This window comes from Stenotrophomonas sp. KH_052, assembly GCF_057838755.1.
In genome coordinates this window covers 4,639,205-4,657,916 of the sequence record NZ_CM174475.1, presented here as the reverse complement: position 1 = coordinate 4,657,916, position 18,712 = coordinate 4,639,205, and the positions used below count along the sequence as shown (strand labels likewise).

The following is an 18,712-nucleotide window of genomic DNA, read 5'->3' as shown; positions in this document are numbered from 1 at the left end:
TGTGCCAGCCAAGGTTGGCACCTGCCAGAGCGGTGCGCCGCCCGGGGTCGGATCCCATCGCGGCGCGATGGGCTCTGACCCCAATGCCCGACGAAAATGAAAGTCCGTTCATCTTTCGGACTTTGCCGATTCCGGTTGCTGGTCCGGATTTGGCATCATTGGGGCATTGATCCGTCGACAGGGCATGAGGCCATGAAACGTTCCCGCACCACCGCGCTGCTGCTGATGAGCGCCGCACCGCTGCTGTTCACCGCCTGCCAGAAGGAGCCGGAGGTGAAGGTGCAGGAAGGCCTGTACACCTCGGTCGAGGCCTGCACCGAGGCCACCGGCGATCCGTCGTCGTGCCGCAATGCCTTCGCCGAAGCGCAGAAGCAGGCCGCCGATGCCGCGCCGAAGTACGCCAGCAAGGAAGCCTGCGAGAAGGACTACAAGCCGGAACAGTGCGTGCAGCAGCACACCTCGGCCGGTACCTCGTTCATCGGCCCGATGATGATGGGCTTCTTCATGTCGCAGATGCTGAGCAACCGCGGCGGCTTGGCTCCGCAGGCGCCGGCGTCGGCGCCGGCCTACCAGGACAAGAGCGCCGGTTGGGCGCGTCCGGCCCCGGGCGGCAGCGGTGGCCTGAACACCGCCAGCGGCATCGGCGCGGGCAAGGCGGGCCTGGCCCCGGTCACCAGCGAGCCGAACCGTGCGGTCACCGCCAGCCGTGGTGGTTTCGGCAACACCAGCGCACGCCGCAGCACCAGCGGCAGCTACGGCGGCTGATCGACCCATGCAGCGTATCCGGATTGCCGAGCGTGCCCAGTGGCGGGCACGCGCGGAAGAGGCGGGTTTCCGCTTCCACACCATCGATGGCCAGCCGTATTGGGATGAGAGCGCGTACTACGCCTTCACCCTGCGCCAGATCGAGCAGGACATCGAAGACCCCAGCGCCGAGCTGCACCAGATGGCGCTGGACCTGGTCGGCGATGTCATCGGCAGCGAACGCCTGATGGACCAGCTGGCGATTCCGTCGCATTACCGCGACTGGATCGCCGACAGCTGGCGCCAGCGCCAGCCGCATCTGTACGGTCGCCTGGACCTGGCCTACGACGGTACCGGCCCGGCCAAACTGTACGAGTTGAACTACGACACGCCGACCTCGCTGTTCGAGGCCAGCTTCTTCCAGTGGCAGTGGCTGGAAGACCAGCGCAATGCCGGTCGCCTGCCGCAGCATGCCGACCAGTTCAACGCGATCCACGAAGCGCTGGTCGAACGCTTCGGCGAACTGGCCACGCAGTTGCCGCCGCCGCTGTATTTCAGCGCCGTGGGCAGCTCCGAAGAAGACCGCGGCACCGTGGAGTACCTGCGCGACTGTGCGTCGCAGGCCGGCCTGCATGGCCAGGCTATCGCCATCGAGGATATCGGCCTGTCCGAGGACGGTCGCTTCACCGCGCTGGACGATTCGGTGATCGGCACGCTGTTCAAGCTGTACCCGCTGGAAGACCTGATGGCCGAAGAGTTCGGCCGCGCGCTGCCCCGCTCGGGCGTGCAGCTGCTGGAGCCGGCGTGGAAGGCGGTGCCGAGCAACAAGGGCATCCTACCGCTGCTGTGGCAGCGCAACGTGGGCCATCCGAACCTGCTGGAAGCGCATTTCGATGACGGCAGCACGCTGGCCTCGGGCTGGGTGCGCAAGCCGCTGTTCTCGCGCGAAGGCGCCAACATCGAGATGCACCTGGCCGATGGCAGCACCCAACGCAGCGACGGGCCCTACGACGGCCCGGCGATCATCCAGCGTGCGCACCCGCTTACCCGCTTCGAGGGCGGTTATCCGCTGATCGGCAGCTGGGTGATCGGTGACCACGCCTGTGGCATCGGCATCCGCGAGGATGACAGCGCGATCACCCGCGACAGTGCGCGTTTCGTGCCGCATGCGATCGTGGACGAGGCGCCGACGCGGATCTACGTCTGATGACGGTGCGGCGCCCCCAAGGTCGACGAGGACGAGTGACGCCGGTGGCAGGGCGACATGGGTAGTGCCGGCCGCTGGCCGGCAACCGCAATTGGTAGTGGCCGACCTTGGTCGGCGGTTGGGTTTTGTGCCAACCAAGGTTGGCACCTACCAGAGCGGCTGCGAACCAGAGCAATGTGCCGGTAGCGCCGGGCCATGCCCGGCGAGCGCAGCGGTCCCGACAGAGCCGCCGGGCATGGCCCGGCGCCATCGATCAGAGCAACCCCTCGCGCTTCACCGCCAGATAGCGCTCCACCAGCGCGCCGGGCAGGGCATCGGCGGTCACGTCCAGCACCATCACCTTCTCGCTGCGCAGTGCCTCATGCGCCTTCGCGCGCTGCTGCAGGTAAAGTGCAGCGGCACCGGCCTGGGTCGCGTCTTCCAGGGTCTGCACGTCACCTTCCAGCGCAGCGTCCAGTTCGCGTTCGCGCAGGCTGGCCACGCACACCAGATGGCGGCGCTGCAGCAGGCGCACCGCTGCCAGCAGGTCCTCGATATCCTCGTCACGCACGTTGCTGACCAGCATCACCAGCGCCCGCCGACGCTGGCGCAGTGATACTTCGATGGCGGCCGCCAGATAGTCGGTGGCCACCGCGCGCGGCTGCAGGTCGTAGCTGGCGCGCAGCAAGTGCTCGACCGTGCCCATGCCACGCTGCGGCGCCACCCAGCGGCGTTCGCCACCGGCAGCGAACAGGCCGGCGGCATCGCCCTGGCGCAGCGCCAGGTAGGCCACCACCAGCGAGGCGTTCAAGGCATGGTCGAAGTGCGAGAGCCCGCCTTCGCTGGCCAGCATGCGCCGGCCACTGTCGAGCATCAGCAGCAACTGCTGGTTCTTCTCGTCCTGGTACTCGCGCGAGATCAGCTTGCGCGCACGTGCGGTGGCCTTCCAGTCGAGCTGGCGCAGGCTGTCACCCACGCGGTATTCGCGCATCTGGTGGAAGTCGGTGCCTTCACCGCGGCGGCGCTTCACGTGCGCACCGACCAGTCGCGAGGCCTGGTCGGCACTGAACAGGGCGAAGCGGGTGAGCGGCACGAAGTTCGGATAGACCCGCACGTCCAGCGATGGCGGCAGGGTGCGTTGCTGCCACCACAGGCGCCACGGCGAGCGCATGCGCAGGTGCACGCCTTCGAAGCGGAAGTGCCCCCGCTGCAGCGGCTGAAGGTGGTAGTGCAGGGTGGAGGCACTGCCGCCCTGCAGGCGCACGCGCTGCGGCAGTGATTCCAGCGGCCAGCCACCGGGCACCAGGTCGAACACCTGCACCGTCATCGATTGTTCGGCCTGCAGGCGCAGCGCGGCTTCGCGACGCACGCCCAGTGCCAGCGCCTCGGGCAGCTCGCGTTGCACCTGCGGCGACGGACGCCGCGACTGCCGCCACAGATCCATCAACGCCGGCACGGCAATCGCCAGCGCCGCCAGCGCCCAGCTCCAGCGCGGCAGCACGCCGCCCAGCACCAGGCCACCCAGCGCGGCCCAGGCCAGCAGCAGCGACAGCAGCAGCGGTGCCGGTCTCATCGGCGCGGCGCTTCCACCTTGGCCAGCAGTGCGCCCAGCACGTCGTCGGCGTCCTGGCCTTCGATCTGCAGTTCCGGTGCCAGCGCGATGCGATGGCGCAGTGCAGGGCGCGCGATGTCGCGCACGTCATCCGGAGTGACGAAATCACGACCGGCCAGCACCGCCTGTGCACGCGAGGCGCGCACCAGCGCGATGCTGCCACGCGGGCCGGCGCCGACCGCGATACCCGGCCACTGCCTCGTCGCCGCCACGATCCGCACCGCGTAGTCGACCACTTCGTCATCGACCGTGATCGCGGCGGTGGCACGCTGCAGTTCCAGCAGCTCACCAGCACCGAGCACGCGCGGCACCTGGCTCAGGTCGAAATCGCTGGCGGCACGGCCGCTGGTGATCGCGGTCACCATGCGCTTCTCGTCCTCCAGCTGCGGATAGTCGATCAGCACCTTCAGCAGGAAGCGGTCCAGCTGTGCTTCCGGCAGCGGATAGGTGCCTTCCTGCTCCAGCGGATTCTGCGTGGCCAGCGCCATGAACGGCGGCGCCAGGGTGAAGGCCTTGCCTTCGATGGTCACCTGGCCTTCCTGCATCACTTCCAGCAGCGCCGACTGGGTCTTGGCCGGCGCACGGTTGATCTCGTCGGCCAGCAGCAGGTTGGTGAACACGGGACCGCGACGGATCTTGAAGCTCTCGCTCTTCGGGTCGTACACCGCGTGGCCGCTGACGTCGCTGGGCATCAGGTCGGGGGTGAACTGCACGCGGCCGTAGTCCAGTTCCAGGGCCTGTGCCAGTGCGCGCACCAGCAGGGTTTTGCCCAGTCCGGGGACGCCCTCGATCAGCACGTGGCCGCCGGCGAGCAGGGCCACCAGGATCTGGTCCAGCACCTCGGCCTGGCCGATGAAAGCGTGGCCGATGGCGTCGCGGATGGCATCGACGCGTTCGATCAGGCGGGCGTTGGCGGCCGCCGGCAGCTCGGGGACTTCGGTCATAGCAGGGATCTCATCTGGAGCAGCAAGCGGATGCGCTCGCGCAGGGCGGAGGAATCGTGCGGCGGAGGGGGCGAGAGCGCGCTGGCGACGCGGCTTTGCGGCCACTTCAACAGCTCGGCGATGGCCTGGTCACGCGGGGCGCCATCGAGTGCGGCGGCAACCGGCGCGCGCAGGCGCAGGCGATGCAGGAACAGCGCGAGCACGGCTTCGTACAGGCGCGTGCCGTGACCGAAGCGCAGCAACAGTTCGCCACTGGCACGCACGTGTTCCAGCAGCGAGCGGCGTTCCAGCACCGGCGACGGCAGCAGGCTGCCGAAGCGCTGCGAGCGGCCCCACAACCAGCCCAGCAAAGCGAGCAGCAGAGGCACCCATAACGGCCAGCCTTGGTAGAACAGGCGCGCCCACAGCGATGGCGGTTGACTGGCATAGACCAGCCAGACCGCCCCCTTGCCGTAGTTCGGATCGAGCAGGTAGCGGGTCAGGTCGCGGTGGGCGGGATCATGCAGGCCGTCGCTGGCCTTGCCGGCGGCAGCCGCCAGCCGCGCTGCAGGCGAGTCGACATCGCCGCGCATGAACTCCATGTCGGCCAGTACGCTGACCCTGCCCTGTCCGTGGCGCAGGCGCGCGAACACCAGATCGCGATCACCGCCCCAGCGTCGCTCGGCCTGCGCTTTGGCGGCAAAGCCAAGCGTGAAGCGGCGGCCACCGCAGAATTCGCTGTGACCGGTGTCGTCGTCGATGTGGAACGGCTGGCAGTCGCTGCGCTGGAACAGGCTGTCCACGCCCAGCTGGTCCAACAGCGGCCCCTGCGTGCTGTTGGTATCGTCTTCGGCCGGCGGCGGCGTGCGCACCAGCAGATGGCCGCCACGGTCGACCCAGTCCAGCAGCTGTTTCACGGTGGGTGCCGGCAGCTCGCTGCTGTCCTGCAACAGCACCACGGTGTCGTGCGGCGCCAGCGCCATCTGCTGCAGCTCAAGCCGCGGCCGCGCGTGCACGTCGATGCCGTCGGCGCGCAGCGCCTGGCCCAGCACGTACAGCGGGTTGTAGGCGGCTTCGCCCTGCGGCGGCAGCGGAAGCGTTTCGGTGACCCGCTCGTGCGTGCGCAGGTAGAGGATGGTCAGCGGCACGCCGAACAGCACCAGCACGCCCAGCAGCAACGACCAGAACAGGCGCGGGCTCATGCCTGCCACCGGTACTGCTGGCGCAGGGTCTCGGCCAGCGTGTCGAAATCGCTGCGGCTGGGCAGGCGGCCACCGTAGGCGGCGTACTGCCACATGCGCACGATGCGCGCGAAAAGATCACGGTCGGCCGCTTCGGGCATGCGCCGCGAGGCGCGCAGGCATTGTGCTTCGGTAGCGCCGGGTGGCAAGGCGATGCCGCTGCGCTCGCCGACGGTACGCACGCTGGCACGGTACAGCAGCGCCAGTGCCTGGCGTGGTCGGCCCTGGTCCCACAACAGGCCAGCCTGGGTGGCGACGTCCGACGGCAGCACCACCGGCAACGTCACCTGTTCCTCCACCACCTTCGGTGCAGCGTCGGCCTTGCGCCGCCCGCTGCCGCGCAGCCACGGCAGCCACAGCCGTGCGGTCAGCAGCAGCACCAGCAGCAGGACGCCGAGCAGGCCCCACAGGCCCCACTCGGCCAACCGTGCCAGCCAGGCGATGCCGTCCTTGCGCGGCTTGCGCTCACCCTTGTTGCTGCTGTCGCTCTGCAGCGACTTGTCTTCCTTCTTCTTTTCCTCGGCCTTTTCGATCGGCTTCCAGTGCGTGATCTGACGGGTCGGGCGCTGCAGCGGATCCTCATAGGCACGATTCACCGCCTGGCGGAAACCGGCGGTGTCCACCGGCGATGTGCCGAAGATCGTTGCCGGGGTGTTGGCCGGGTCGATCGTGGCTTCGTCGTCGCCCGCATCGGCGCCGATGTCGCTGGGTTTGCCCAGCACACGCTCCGGCCCGGCATCTGCGTCCTGCGCATGCACCGGTGCGGAGACCAGTGGCAGCGCCAGGCACAGCAGCAGGGCCAGCGTCGATGCGGCCGGCAGCAGGCGATCGCGCAGGCGGCGCAGGGCGATTTCCACGTCCCAGGCTTCCATCTGCGTGCGCCGGTTCAGATACAGGCCGAAGCCGCCACCGACGAAGAACGGGCCGATCATCACCGAGGCCAGCCAGCACGCCAGGTTGAAACCCAGCCGCGCCCACGCCGGTGTATCCCGGCCGATCATGTCCCACGCTGCGCGCCAGGATTCGGACATCAGCTCCAGCGGCATGAACATGAACACCGCGCCGATCGCACCCGAAACCAGCGCCGCTTCGAAGGCCATGCAGGCCATGGTCAGCACCAGTGCGGCGCCAGCGGCACCGGCCGCCACCGTGCGCCGACGTGGACCACGCTGGGCGGGGGCGTTGCCCTCCAGCAGGTTCACCGGCAGGCACAGGCTGCGCAGCACGCTGAAGCGGCGCCATCCCAGGTAGCCCCAGAAACCGCTGTTGCCCCAGTGACGCTGGACGCGCAGCGCCGCCAGCGTACCGACCGGCTCGCCGAAGATGCCGCGTGACAGCACGTACAGCGGTGCGCGTTCGAACAGCGGCTTGCACCACCACATCGCCAGCCAGGCCCAGCCGAACGCATCCAGCCACCAGCCCAGCGCGTTGAAGATCACGAACAGCGGTGCGCTGGCCAGCAACCAGCTGCCCCACACCGCACGCGCGTGGCGGCGGGCGAGGGCATTGCCCAGCTCCATGGCTTCCCAGCCGCTGCGCGCCCGCAACACCACGTCCAGGTGGTCAATGCGCATCGCTGCCTCCGCGTCCGCCGCGCCACAGCCACAGCAGCACGCCGGCCCACAGCACGCCGGCCACGCTGAACTTGCCCCACGCCGGTACTTCGGCGATCGATGACCAGAACGCTTCAATGAAGGCCGCGACCAGCAGCATGAAGGCGACGCCGAGGCACAGCCGGGCGCCGATGCGGCCGCCGTCGACCAGTGCATCCAGGCGGCTGCGCCGGCCCGGTGCCAGCAGCTTCATGCCCAGCTGCAGGCCGGCGCCGCCGGCAATCACGATCGCGGTCAGCTCGAAGGCACCGTGGCCGACCACGAAGCGCCAGAACGGGCCGCCGTGGCCGATGTGCTGCAGGTGGCCGGCCACCGCACCAATGGTCACGCCATTGAACAGCAGCACCAGCAGCGTGCCCAGCCCGGCCAGCAGGCCGCTGGCGAAGGTACGCAGGGCGATGCTGATGTTGTTCATGATGTAGTGGCCGAACATCATCCAGTCGGTGCCGCTGTCACGGCCAAGGCGCTCGGCGGCGGGATCGTACATGCGCTCCATCTCGGCGATCTGGCGGTTGTCCATCAGCATGTGGATCAGGTCCGGATAGACCTGCACCAGCACGAAGCAGGCCAGCGCTGGCAGCGCGAACATCGCCAGCGCCGCCCACATGCTGCGTGCCTGGCTGCGCACCAGCAGCGGGAAGTCGGCCACCAGGAATTCCAGTGCCGCGCGCCAGCGCGTCGGCGGTGTGCGGTACAGCACGCTGTGGCCCTGCTGCATCAACTGCTGCAGGCGCTGCACCAGCTGTGGGCTGTAGCCGCGCTCACGGGCCAGCGCCAGCTGCTGGCACAGGCGCCGGTAGCGCTGCGGGAAGGCGGTGTCGTGCAGCGACAGACCACTGGCCTTCCGGCGCGTGCGGCGCGACACGCCAGCACGCAGCAGCAGCCACTGCTCCAGGTCCTGCCATTCCTGCTGGTAGCGGGCGACGAACTGTTCCTGCTTCATCGCCGTCCCAGCAGCCAGTTGGCCATCGCGTACAGGCGCAGCACACCGATCTGGCCGTGGGTACCGGTCAGCGGTTCGGCGATGCCGGCCAGCTCCTGCTGGCGCGCCGGCGACAGTCGAGGTGCGCGCTCGGCAAAGGCCATCAGCGCGGCCTGCTCTTCCGGCCGCAACGGTTGTGGCGGAGCCAGCACGCTGTCGATGGTCGGCGGTGGCGGCAGGTACAGCGCCGGTGCGTGCACCACCACGGTGCCTGCCACCAGGTCACCGAGGCGGCGGCCATGCGGATCGAACAGGCTGCTGATCAGGCCCAGTGCATAGCCGAACGGCAGCATGTCCACGGTGCGCAGCAGGTTGCGGGTGACCGCGGCCATCCAGCCCACTGGCGCGCCATCGCGGGCGAGCACGCGCAGGCCCAGCGCACGCTTGCCCAGGGTGCGGCCCCACAGCGCTTCGCAGATGATCGGGTAGGCCCAGTAGACCAGGAACATCAGCGCCAGGTAGAGCCCGGTGCCGAACTTGTCCAGCAGCGCCAGCGGGAACGACATCAGCACCAGCACCGCGATGCGCACGCCAAGATCGACCAGCCAGGCCATCGCCCGCGGCACCGGACCGGCCGCCGGCAACTGCAGCGGCACACCCTCCGGCGTCACCACCTCGCGGTAGGTATCGAGCATCGGTGCGGCCATCAGCGCGATGGCCTTCGTTGTGGGCGCCGGAGTCCTCTCCGGCAGGCAGCCACAGGCATGGGGGTCTCGACAGGTCCTGGTCGGGCCCAGACTTTAGCAGAGCCGCATGGCGGCGTTGGCCGCTCAGCCCAGGTATTCATCCTTCAGCCGCACGTAGTGGTCGGCCGAGTAATGCAGCGCCTCGATCTCCTTGTCGCTCAGCGTGCGTGCCGGCCGGGCCGGGTTGCCCACCCACAGCTCACCTTCACCCACTACCTTGCCGGGGCCGACCACCGCACCGGCACCGACGAAGCCATGGCGCTCCACGCGGGCGCCATCGAGGATGCAGGCACCCATGCCGATCAGGCTGTAATCGCCGATCGTGCAGGCATGGATGATGCAGCCGTGGCCGACGGTCACGCCTTCGCCGATCAGGGTCGGGTAGCCGGCCTTGTTGTACGGGCTGTGGTGGCTGACGTGAATGATGGTGCCGTCCTGCACGTTGGTGCGTGCACCGATGCGCACATGGTTGACGTCGCCGCGGATGACCGTGCCCGGCCACACCGACACGTCGTCGGCCAGTTCCACGTCACCGATGAGGGTGCAGGCCGGATCGATGTACACGCGCTCGCCGAGGACGGGCATCTTGTCGCGGAAAGGGCGCAGCGGGTTCATCGTGTCTCCGGAGATCAGGGCGTTCGCGACGATGATACCCGCGTGGTCCGCACGCTGCGTGCGGACCACGGGGTAGTGCCGGCCGCTGGCCGGCAACTACGGCAATCCAGGCGCGCCATGAGGTTGCCGGCCAGCGGCCGGCACTACCAGAAGCAGGCACGGTCGCCTATGCAGGCGCATGTTCGGCCAGCATCTTCCGGAACAGCACGTCCAGCCACGCGCTGTCGCCCTGTCCAGCCGGCAGCGTCGGGGCCTGCGCGGCGCGCACGGCCATTGCGTGGTCGATGTAGTCGCTGATGATGACGACGCGCGGACGGGCCGTGACTTCGGCGCTGGCTCGCTTCACCACCAGCAGGGCGTCGATGGCGTCGCGCACGGGACCGTCCGGCAGCAGCCGGTCCAGCAGGTCCTCGAAGGCCATGGGCGGCGGCGTGGATTCGCTTTCGATCCACTGGCAGGCAAGCAGGGCACGCAGCACGTACAGGTACTTCTTGGTACTGATGGTGGGCTCGCCCAGATGGCGGTTGTACGTGGTCTTCGCCATGCTCATGTAGTGCGACCAGCTGCCCAGCGGCGAATAGAACTCCTTCGCCGCCTCCCACAGTTGCGCCACCGCAGCGTCCTCCTGCCGATACACGATCGGCGAACGCAGCCACTCGATCAGCGTTGGATTGGACTTGGAGACCAGCCGCAGTGCCTTGCGCAGGTCCCAGCCGCTGACATCGAGCTCCTTGTCGATCGGCAGCTCGATCACATCGCGCTGTGCTTCGCCGGGACCGGTCGATTCGTTGACGCTGAGGTACCACGGTTGGCGATGCACGTAGATGAAGCGTGCATCGTAGTCACTGTCCGGCGAGGAGAAGCCCCAGCCGCGGCTGCCCGATTCGCAGGCAAGCAGCACACGCACATCGTGGCGCTGTTCGATCCCGGCGAGGGTGGAAAGGAGGGCGGCGCGCTTGTCCGGCGCGATCGGGTGAATGTCGTCCATGCAGTCGTGATTCGTTGATGTCGAGCGTGCTCGACTGTAACGCAGGTGCGCACGGGTAGTGCCGGCCGTTGGCCGGCGACCACGGAAATCCAGGCGTGCCGCGCGGTTGCCGGCCAGCGGCCGGCACTACCCGCTACGGTTCGTAGCTGTAACCCATCCCGTATACCGAGCGGATCGGCTCGCCTTCCATGCCGGCATCGGACAGCTTGCGGCGCAGGTTGCGCACATGGCTGTCGACGGTACGGTCGACCACCACGCGGTGGTCCAGGTACAGCCGGTCGAGCAGTTCATCGCGTGCCCAGATCCGGCCGGGCGTGGCCAGCAGGGTGCGCAGCAGGCGGTACTCCACCGGCGTCAGGTCCAGGCCCTTGCCGTTCCAGGTGGCGCGTGCCGCCGGTTCGTCGATGTGCAGGCCGCTGTTGGCGCGTGCAGCGGGGTCCGGGCGATAGCGGCGCAGCACCGCCACCACCCGCGCGACCACCTCGCGCGGGCTGAACGGCTTGCAGATGTAGTCGTCGGCACCGATGTCCAGGCCCAGCAGGCGGTCGATCTCTTCCACCCGCGCGGTGACCATGATCACCGGTACGTCGCTGGCTGCGCGCAGTTCGCGGCACAGGTCCACGCCATCGCGCTGCGGCAGCATCAGGTCCAGCAGCACCAGGTCAGGCTGGTAGCGCGCGAACGCGTCGATCACCAGGCCGCCATCGTCCACCCATTCGCTGGTCATGCCGGCGGCCGCCAGGTAGTCACGCAGGACCGAGGCCAGGCGTGGCTCATCCTCGACGATCAGGATCTTCGCGGACGCAGCGGGGGACGTGCTCATGCAGGCTCCGGCAGGGTGATGACCACGCGCAGCCCGCCCAGTGGTGAGGGCTCGGCGTGGATGTGGCCGTGGTGGGCGAGGATGATGTTGTGGCTGATGGCCAGGCCCAACCCGCTGCCGCCGCTGGCACGGTTGCGCGAACTCTCCACCCGGTAGAAGCGCTCGAACAGCAGCGCGCACTTGTCGGCCGGCACGCCCGGTGCGGTGTCTTCCACGATCACCTGCACGCCGGCAGGTACGCGCGCTGCCTGCACACGTACGCGGCCGCCGGTATGGGTATAGCGCAGCGCATTTTCCAACAGGTTGGCCAGGACCTGCTGCAGGCGCCGTTCGTCGCCGGATACCTGCAGTGGCGTGGCGGGCAGCGCTTCTTCCAGGGCCAGCCCCGCCGCGGAGAAGCGCACGCGCATGCCATTGAGTTCGCTGCGCAGCAGCGCCACCAGGTCCAGCGGCGCGAAGCGGTAGGCGAGGCCGCCGGACTGGGTCATCGACAGGTCGTGCAGGTCGTCGACCAGCTTGCCCAGCTGGCGGATCTCGCTCTGCAGGCCACCGAGGTTGGCGCGGTCCAATGGACGGATGCCGTCCTCGATCGCTTCCAGCTCGGCGCGCACCACCGCCAGCGGCGTGCGCAGTTCGTGCGATATGTCGGCGATGAACGCGCGGCGGTTGCGCTCGGTATCGTCCAGCGCCTGTGCCATCCGGTTGAAGTCGTTGACCAGCGCGTCCAGTTCGTCGTCGCTGGTGCGTTCGATGCGTGTGGCGTAGTCACCGGCGGCGAGCCGGTGCGTGGCCGCGGCCAGCTTGGCCAGGCGCTGGCGCAGCGCACGCGACACCAGCCAGGCCAGCAGCACCGTCACCAGCAGCAGGGCGATGCCGATCACCCACCAAGCGCGCACCTGGGTGTTGTAGAAGTTCAGATCGTTGGTGGCGATGACCGTCTGGAACGGCACCATGCCCAGCCAGCCGACGGTGTGCCCGTCCAGCTGCACCGGATGCGGCTCATCATCACTGCTGGCATCGGGGTTGCCGGCCACGAACCGGTGCTGTGCATCGAACAGGCCCAGCCGCGACGGTACGCCGGTCTGGTCGGACAGCGGCGGCACCGGTCCTTCATGTCCATGGGCCAGGTCCGGGCGCAGCAGCCGCGCCCAGCGGTCGCTGTCACCGCGCAGATGCTCCCAGCCACCGTGCGCGCTGTACTCGCGCTGCAGGTGTGGCATCAGGCGCTGCATGCGCAGGTCGCCCTGGTCGTTGAGGTAATCCAGGAAGCCGGTCTGGAACGCCACGCGGCTGGCAATGCCGTTCACTGCCAGCACCAGCAGGCAGGCGGTGAAGATCGCGAGGAAGGTCTTCGCGGTCAGGCCGAATTTGAGTCGAATCTTCACCATCGCGGAGGCCATTAGCGGCGCATGCGACGCTGAAAGCAAGCGCCAGCTGAGCCGGTCGCACATTCTCCATATTCTCTGCACAGTTCCACGGCAGCGTGCACGGGTCAACGCAAGGCCCCCACGCCCCCCATGTCACTCCCGCGCCCGCTGTCCCGCTCCCCCCATCCGCTGCTGTTGCCCCTGCTGATGTCCCTGGCGGCCTGCTCGGCGGGCAGGTCCGAAACGCCAGCCACGCCTGAAGTCGGCGTCATTACCGCCAGCGCGCAGCCGCTGGCGCTGCAGCAGACGCTGCCTGGTCGGGCGGTGCCGTTCGAGGTGTCCGAGGTACGGCCGCAGATCGGCGGGCTGATCCGCCAGCGGTTGTTCACCGAAGGCCAGCAGGTCAAGGCCGGGCAGTTGCTGTACCAGGTCGATCCGGCGCCGTACCAGGCCGCCTTCGATACTGCTCGTGGCCAGCTGGCGCAGGCCGAGGCCACCGTGCTGTCGGCGCAGCCGAAGGCCGAGCGCACGCGCACGCTGCTGGGCCTGGATGCGGCCAGCAAGCAGGATGCCGACGATGCCACTTCGGCACTGAAGCAGGCGCAGGCCAATGTGATTGCCGCGCGCGCTGCGCTGCTGGCCGCCCGCATCAACCTCGGCTACACCCGGATCAGCGCACCGATCGACGGCCGCATCGGCACCTCCAGCGTCACTGCCGGCGCGCTGGTCGCTGCCGGCCAGGACGCGGCGCTGGCGACCATTCAACGGTTGGATCCGGTGTACCTGGATGTGACCCAGTCCAGCACGCAGATGCTGGCACTGCGCAAGCAGCTCGATGCCGGCCTGGTGAAGGCCATCGATGGCAAGGCACAGGTGAAGGTGCTGCTGGAGGACGGCAGCACGTACGCGCATGAAGGGACCCTGGAGTTCGTCGGCAGTGCGGTCGATCCGGGCACCGGCAACGTGGTGCTGCGTGCGGTCATTCCGAACCCGGACGGCCTCCTGTTGCCGGGGATGTATCTGAAGGCGGTGCTGCCGATGGCCACCGATGCGCGCGCGCTGCTGGTGCCGCAGAAGGCGGTGCTGCGCAATGAACGCGGCGAGCCGCTGCTGCGCCTGCTCGACGCCAGGGACCATGTGGTGGAACGCCGGGTCGGCATTGGTCAGGTGGTGGGCAACCAGTGGCAGATCACGCAGGGCTTGAAGGCCGGTGAGCGGGTGATCGTCAGCAACGGCAGTGCGGTTTCGCTCGGCCAGCAGGTGAAGGCGATAGCGGCCACCACCGCGCAGCTGGCCGCCATGCCGGCGATCGACCCGAACGGCAACACCGACGAAACGTCGCACTGAGGCCTGCCGCGCATGGTTCGTTTCTTCATCGACCGGCCGATCTTCGCCTGGGTGATCGCCATCGCGGTCAGCCTGCTCGGCCTGCTCGCAATCCTGATCCTGCCGGTGGACCGCTACCCGCAGATCGCCCCGCCCACCATCACCATCCGCGCCACCTACACCGGTGCCTCGTCGCAGACCGTGGAAAACGCGGTCACCCAGGTCATCGAGCAGTCCCAGCAGAGCCTGGACCACCTGATGTACATGACCTCCACCAGCGCCTCCGATGGCTCGGCGCAGGTCAACCTGGTGTTTGCCACCGGCACCAACCCGGACACCGCGCAGGTACAGGTACAGAACCAGCTGCAGGCGGCCATGGCCACCCTGCCGCAGGCGGTGCAGCAGAATGGGCTGACCATCACCAAGTCCAGCGGTTCGATCTTCGAGGTGCTGTCGTTCACCAGCGAAGACGGCAGCATGGACAACTTCGATGTCGCCAACTTCATGGAGGCGCGCATCGACGACCAGATCAGCCGTGTCAGCGGCGTCGGCAACATCCAGCCGATCGGCCAGGAATACGCCATGCGTATCTGGCTGGACCCGGAAAAGATGCGCCAGTACGCGTTGATGCCGTCGGACATCGAGACCGCGTTGCAGGCGCAGAACACCGACGTGTCGGCCGGTGAGCTGGGTGGCCAGCCGGCGCTGAAGGGCCAGCAGCTGGACGCGACCGTGACCGCGCGCAGCCGCCTGCACACTCCCGAGCAGTTCGCGCAGGTGGTGCTCAAGGCCGACGCCGGTGGCAGCGTGGTGCACCTGGGCGACGTGGCGACGATCGGCCTGGGCCCGGAAAGCTACGACAGCATCAGCACGTTCAACGGCAAGCCATCGGCCTCGCTGGGCATTGAACTCAATGCCGGTGCGAACGCCATCGCCGTGTCCAAGGCCATCGATGCACGGCTTCAGCAGCTGCAGAAGTACTGGCCGCATGGCTACACCGCCCACGTGGCATTCACCACCACGCCGTTCGTGACCATCTCGCTGAAGGAAGTGGTGATCACCCTGATCGAGGCGATCGCGCTGGTCGTGCTGGTGATGTACCTGTTCCTGCAGAACTGGCGGGCCACGCTGATCCCGACCATCGCGGTGCCGGTGGTGCTGCTGGGCACGTTCGGCGTGCTGGCGGCGTTCGGGTACTCGATCAACACGCTGACCATGTTCGCACTGGTGCTGGCCATCGGCCTGCTGGTGGACGATGCCATCGTGGTGGTGGAGAACGTGGAGCGGGTGATGACCTTCGAAGGGCTGGCACCGAAGCCGGCCACGCTGAAGGCGATGGGGCAGATCACCGGTGCGCTGGTCGGTATCGTGCTGGTGCTGACCGCGGTGTTCCTGCCGATGGCGTTCTTCAGCGGTGTCACCGGCGTGATCTATCGCCAGTTCTCGGTGACGATTGCCGCCGCGATGATCCTGTCGGTGCTGGTGGCGATGACCATCACCCCGGCGCTGTGCGGCAGCATCCTGCACCAGATTCCCAAGGGCGGCCATCCGCATGGCGATCACGGCGGCGAGCCGAGCCTGCTGGGCAAGTTCTTCATCTGGTTCAACCACCGCTTCGAGCGCACCTCCAATGGCCTGCGCCATCGCGTCGATGGTTTCCTCGGCCGGCGCGCGTTGGGTGTGCTGTTCTACCTGGTGCTGAGCGTGGCCACAGGCCTGCTGCTGTGGCACCTGCCCGGCGCATTCCTGCCCGATGAGGACCAGGGCATGCTCAACGCGCTGGTGAAGCTGCCAGCCGGCTCCACCCTGGAGCAGACCCGTGCAGTGATGGATCGCCTCAGTGCGGCCGCGGTGAAGGACGACAGCGTGCTCTCGATCCAGGCCACCGCCGGTTTCAGTGTCACCGGCAGCGGCCAGAACGTCGGCCAGGCCTTCATCCGGCTCAAGGATTGGGATGACCGCAAGGACGATGCCGATACCATCGCCGCGCGCTTGACCGCGGCCATGGCCAGCGTGCCCGATGCGCAGGTATTCATCACCTCGCCACCGGCCATCCTCGGCCTGGGCGACGCGGGCGGTTTCACCCTGGAACTGCAGGACGAAGGCGGTGCCGGCCATGCCGCCGCCGTGGCTGTGCGCAACACGTTGCTGAAGGAGGCCGCCAAGGATCCGAAGCTGGTCAACGTGCGCTACGCCAGCCTGGAAGACGCGCCGGTGTACGCAGTGAAGGTGGACGACGCCAAGGCGCAGGCCATGGGCGTGAATCCACAGGACATCAATGACACCTTGAACGCGGCGTTGGGCGGCGACTTCGTCAACAACTTCATCTACAAGGGCCGCATCAAGAAGGTGTTCATCCAGGGCACGGCCGAAGCACGCATGCAGCCGCAGGACATCGAGCGCTGGAGCGTGCGCAACCAGGCCGGGCAGATGGTGCCGCTGTCGTCGCTGATCAGCACGCATTGGACCAGTGCGCCGGCCGCATTGCAGCGCTACAACGGCGTATCTGCGATGGAAATCACCGGGCAGCCGGCAGCGGGCGTCAGTTCCGGTGAGGCGATGGCTGAGATCGCGCGCCTGGCCGACACACTGCCGGAAGGCTTCAGCCACGCGTGGTCGGACATGGCCTACCAGGAGCAGCTCTCGGGCAACCAGGCGCCGATGCTGTATGCCATCTCGCTGCTGTTCGTGTTCCTGTGCCTGGCCGCGCTGTATGAAAGCTGGGCGGTGCCGTTCGCGGTGATGCTGGCGGTGCCGGTGGGTGTGTTCGGCGCCGTGCTGATGATGAACCTGCGTGGCCTCAACAACGACGTGTACTTCCAGGTTGGGCTGCTGACCACGATTGGTCTGGCGGCGAAGAACGGCATCCTGATCGTCGAGTTCGCACGTATCCTCGAGCAGCAGGGCAAGAGCACGCGCGAGGCGATCCTACAGGCGGTGTACCTGCGGCTGCGGCCGATCGTGATGACCTCGCTGGCGTTCCTGATGGGCGTGCTGCCGCTGGTGTTCGCCACCGGCGCCGGTTCGGCCGCGCGCCGTTCGCTGGGTACGGGCGTGGCCGGTGGTACGGTCGCCTCGATGGTGCTGGGCATGTTCTTCGTGCCGTTGTTCTACCTGGTGGTGCGCCGCCTGTTCCCGGGCCGCGCGCCGGCCGAAGCCACTGCCGCGGAGGCAAGCCCATGAAGCCGATGCTGCTGCGCGCCCTGGCGGCCGCAACGATGACCACCGTGCTGGGCGGCTGCGTGAGCATGGCCCCGCACTACCAGCGCCCCGAGGCGCCGGTGCCGGCGCAGATCGGCAATGCCGCCACGGGCGAGGCCGAGCCGGTATTGACGATGCCGGCGTGGCGCGAGGTGTTCCTGGAACCGCGCCTGCAGCAGGTGATCGCGCTGGCGCTGCAGAACAACCGCGACCTGCGCGTGGCGGTGCTGCAGGTGCAGAAGGAACGCGCGCAGTACCGCATCCAGCGCGCGGCGCTGCTGCCGTCGGTGGATGCCAGTGGCAGTGTCACCCGCTCGCGGGTGAGTGATGCCAACAGCGAGACCGGTGCCACCCAGATCACCGAATCCGATGCCGTGCAGGTGGGTATCAGCAGTTGGGAGCTGGACCTGTTCGGGCGCATCCGCAGCCTGAACAACGAGGCCCTGCAGAACTGGCTGGCCAGCGCCGAGAACCAGCGCGCCGCGCGCACCAGCCTGGTGGCCGAAGTGGCCACGGCGTGGCTGGCGCTGGCGGCGGACGAGCAGTCGCTGGCGTTCACCCGGCAGACCCTGGACAGCCAGCAGCAGACCCTGCAGCGCACCGAGGCCCGCCATGCACAGGGCCTGGCCTCGGGCCTGGACCTGTCGCAGGTGCAGACCAGCGTGGAAGCCGCGCGCGCTGCGCTGGCCAAGCTGCAGACCCAGCAGGCGCAGGATCGCGATGCGCTGCAGTTGCTGGTGGGCGCGCCGCTGGACGCGGCATTGCTGCCCGGCGCGCAGGCACTGGATGGCACCGTGGCGCTGGCACCGTTGTCGGCCAACCTTCCCTCAAGCGTGCTGCTGCAGCGCCCGGACGTGCTGTCCGCCGAACACGCGTTGCAGGCAGCCAATGCCGATATCGGTGCCGCGCGCGCCGCGTTCTTCCCGACGCTGACGCTGACCGCCAACTACGGCCACAGCTCCACCGCGTTGTCGACGCTGTTCTCGGCCGGCACCCGCGGCTGGTCGTTCGCGCCCAGCATCACCGCACCGATATTCCACGCCGGCGCGTTGAAGGCCTCGCTGGATGGCTCGAAGATCGGCAAGGACATCGGCATCGCCCAGTATGAGAAGGCAATCCAGCAGGCCTTCAGTGAAGTGGCCGATGCGCTGGCCACGCGGGATCACCTGATCGCGCAGATGGAGGCCCAGCGTGCGCTGGTCGCCGCCAGCCAGCGCAGCTATACGCTGGCCGATGCGCGTTACCGCACCGGGCTGGACGGCTACCTGCAGGCGCTGGATGCACAGCGCAGCCTGTACGCTGCGCAGCAGGACCTGATCGCCCTGCAGCAGCAGGAAGCGGGTAACCGGGTGACGCTGTTCAAGGTGCTGGGCGGTGGGGCGGACGCGCAGTAACGCGTGCGGTA

The 18,712-nt window shown here is 68.2% G+C and carries 15 protein-coding genes; 5 read left to right on the top strand and 10 right to left on the bottom strand.

Annotated elements, in window-relative coordinates:
* The first annotated feature begins 192 nt into the window (after window positions 1-192).
* Window positions 193-765: a DUF1190 domain-containing protein gene (locus AC3ITW_RS21260; protein WP_032973640.1), complete on the top strand. Its 573-nt coding sequence runs from the start codon at window positions 193-195 to the stop codon at window positions 763-765.
* Between the two features lie 7 nt (window positions 766-772).
* The gene (locus AC3ITW_RS21255; RefSeq protein ID WP_489389916.1) at window positions 773-1,951 is read left to right on the top strand and encodes a glutathionylspermidine synthase family protein; all 1,179 of its coding nucleotides are present in this window, start codon (window positions 773-775) and stop codon (window positions 1,949-1,951) included.
* 253 nt (window positions 1,952-2,204) lie between these two features.
* Here AC3ITW_RS21255 and AC3ITW_RS21250 read toward each other — a convergent pair whose 3' ends face one another.
* The 10 genes from AC3ITW_RS21250 to baeS form a co-directional block, all read right to left on the bottom strand.
* A complete protein-coding gene (locus tag AC3ITW_RS21250; protein WP_489389915.1) occupies window positions 2,205-3,503 on the bottom strand; it encodes a DUF58 domain-containing protein in 1,299 nt (432 codons plus the stop codon).
* Window positions 3,500-4,486: an AAA family ATPase gene (locus AC3ITW_RS21245; RefSeq protein ID WP_065723669.1), complete on the bottom strand. Its 987-nt coding sequence runs from the start codon at window positions 4,484-4,486 to the stop codon at window positions 3,500-3,502. The genes AC3ITW_RS21250 and AC3ITW_RS21245 overlap by 4 nt, the downstream gene beginning before the upstream one ends.
* Window positions 4,483-5,667 (bottom strand): DUF4350 domain-containing protein, encoded by a 1,185-nt coding sequence (locus AC3ITW_RS21240; protein WP_065723668.1) that lies wholly within the window; start codon window positions 5,665-5,667, stop codon window positions 4,483-4,485. Before AC3ITW_RS21240 ends, AC3ITW_RS21245 begins: the two co-directional genes overlap by 4 nt.
* Window positions 5,664-7,280 carry a DUF4129 domain-containing protein gene (locus AC3ITW_RS21235; RefSeq protein WP_489389914.1) on the bottom strand — a complete coding sequence of 539 codons (1,617 nt, stop codon included), beginning with the start codon at window positions 7,278-7,280 and terminating at the stop codon, window positions 5,664-5,666. The genes AC3ITW_RS21240 and AC3ITW_RS21235 overlap by 4 nt, the downstream gene beginning before the upstream one ends.
* Window positions 7,270-8,262: a stage II sporulation protein M gene (locus tag AC3ITW_RS21230; RefSeq protein WP_006400495.1), complete on the bottom strand. Its 993-nt coding sequence runs from the start codon at window positions 8,260-8,262 to the stop codon at window positions 7,270-7,272. The genes AC3ITW_RS21235 and AC3ITW_RS21230 overlap by 11 nt, the downstream gene beginning before the upstream one ends.
* Window positions 8,259-8,948, bottom strand: a complete 690-nt coding sequence (locus tag AC3ITW_RS21225; RefSeq protein WP_006400492.1) for an RDD family protein — start codon at window positions 8,946-8,948, stop codon at window positions 8,259-8,261. The genes AC3ITW_RS21230 and AC3ITW_RS21225 overlap by 4 nt, the downstream gene beginning before the upstream one ends.
* Window positions 8,949-9,071: 123 nt before the next feature.
* Window positions 9,072-9,602 (bottom strand): gamma carbonic anhydrase family protein, encoded by a 531-nt coding sequence (locus AC3ITW_RS21220; RefSeq protein ID WP_006400490.1) that lies wholly within the window; start codon window positions 9,600-9,602, stop codon window positions 9,072-9,074.
* A gap of 166 nt (window positions 9,603-9,768) precedes the next feature.
* The gene (locus tag AC3ITW_RS21215; RefSeq protein ID WP_489389913.1) at window positions 9,769-10,590 is read right to left on the bottom strand and encodes a nucleotidyltransferase domain-containing protein; all 822 of its coding nucleotides are present in this window, start codon (window positions 10,588-10,590) and stop codon (window positions 9,769-9,771) included.
* Between the two features lie 133 nt (window positions 10,591-10,723).
* Window positions 10,724-11,413 carry a response regulator gene (locus AC3ITW_RS21210; RefSeq protein ID WP_012512411.1) on the bottom strand — a complete coding sequence of 230 codons (690 nt, stop codon included), beginning with the start codon at window positions 11,411-11,413 and terminating at the stop codon, window positions 10,724-10,726.
* Window positions 11,410-12,813 (bottom strand): sensor histidine kinase efflux regulator BaeS, encoded by a 1,404-nt coding sequence (baeS, locus tag AC3ITW_RS21205; RefSeq protein ID WP_032973616.1) that lies wholly within the window; start codon window positions 12,811-12,813, stop codon window positions 11,410-11,412. The genes AC3ITW_RS21210 and baeS overlap by 4 nt, the downstream gene beginning before the upstream one ends.
* Before the next feature lie 117 nt (window positions 12,814-12,930).
* On the opposite strand from baeS, the gene smeA reads away from it, so the two are divergent.
* From smeA to smeC, 3 genes are read left to right on the top strand one after another with little or no spacing between them, the layout of a single operon-like run.
* Window positions 12,931-14,127 carry a multidrug efflux RND transporter periplasmic adaptor subunit SmeA gene (gene smeA / locus AC3ITW_RS21200; RefSeq protein WP_006400304.1) on the top strand — a complete coding sequence of 399 codons (1,197 nt, stop codon included), beginning with the start codon at window positions 12,931-12,933 and terminating at the stop codon, window positions 14,125-14,127.
* A 12-nt stretch (window positions 14,128-14,139) separates the two neighbouring features.
* A complete protein-coding gene (smeB, locus tag AC3ITW_RS21195) occupies window positions 14,140-17,289 on the top strand; it encodes a multidrug efflux RND transporter permease subunit SmeB (RefSeq protein ID WP_489389912.1) in 3,150 nt (1,049 codons plus the stop codon).
* Entirely contained in the window at window positions 17,286-18,701 is a 1,416-nt protein-coding gene (smeC, locus tag AC3ITW_RS21190; protein ID WP_489389911.1) for a multidrug efflux transporter outer membrane subunit SmeC, read from the top strand. Before smeB ends, smeC begins: the two co-directional genes overlap by 4 nt.
* Window positions 18,702-18,712 lie beyond the last annotated feature (11 nt).

Coding starts and splice junctions, on each gene's coding strand:
- AC3ITW_RS21260 (WP_032973640.1), top strand. CDS start 193: ATGAAACGTTCCCGCACCACCGCGCTGCTGCTGATGAGCGCCGCACCG.
- AC3ITW_RS21255 (WP_489389916.1), top strand. CDS start 773: ATGCAGCGTATCCGGATTGCCGAGCGTGCCCAGTGGCGGGCACGCGCG.
- AC3ITW_RS21250 (WP_489389915.1), bottom strand. CDS start 3,503: ATGAGACCGGCACCGCTGCTGCTGTCGCTGCTGCTGGCCTGGGCCGCG.
- AC3ITW_RS21245 (WP_065723669.1), bottom strand. CDS start 4,486: ATGACCGAAGTCCCCGAGCTGCCGGCGGCCGCCAACGCCCGCCTGATC.
- AC3ITW_RS21240 (WP_065723668.1), bottom strand. CDS start 5,667: ATGAGCCCGCGCCTGTTCTGGTCGTTGCTGCTGGGCGTGCTGGTGCTG.
- AC3ITW_RS21235 (WP_489389914.1), bottom strand. CDS start 7,280: ATGCGCATTGACCACCTGGACGTGGTGTTGCGGGCGCGCAGCGGCTGG.
- AC3ITW_RS21230 (WP_006400495.1), bottom strand. CDS start 8,262: ATGAAGCAGGAACAGTTCGTCGCCCGCTACCAGCAGGAATGGCAGGAC.
- AC3ITW_RS21225 (WP_006400492.1), bottom strand. CDS start 8,948: ATGGCCGCACCGATGCTCGATACCTACCGCGAGGTGGTGACGCCGGAG.
- AC3ITW_RS21220 (WP_006400490.1), bottom strand. CDS start 9,602: ATGAACCCGCTGCGCCCTTTCCGCGACAAGATGCCCGTCCTCGGCGAG.
- AC3ITW_RS21215 (WP_489389913.1), bottom strand. CDS start 10,590: ATGGACGACATTCACCCGATCGCGCCGGACAAGCGCGCCGCCCTCCTT.
- AC3ITW_RS21210 (WP_012512411.1), bottom strand. CDS start 11,413: ATGAGCACGTCCCCCGCTGCGTCCGCGAAGATCCTGATCGTCGAGGAT.
- baeS (WP_032973616.1), bottom strand. CDS start 12,813: ATGGCCTCCGCGATGGTGAAGATTCGACTCAAATTCGGCCTGACCGCG.
- smeA (WP_006400304.1), top strand. CDS start 12,931: ATGTCACTCCCGCGCCCGCTGTCCCGCTCCCCCCATCCGCTGCTGTTG.
- smeB (WP_489389912.1), top strand. CDS start 14,140: ATGGTTCGTTTCTTCATCGACCGGCCGATCTTCGCCTGGGTGATCGCC.
- smeC (WP_489389911.1), top strand. CDS start 17,286: ATGAAGCCGATGCTGCTGCGCGCCCTGGCGGCCGCAACGATGACCACC.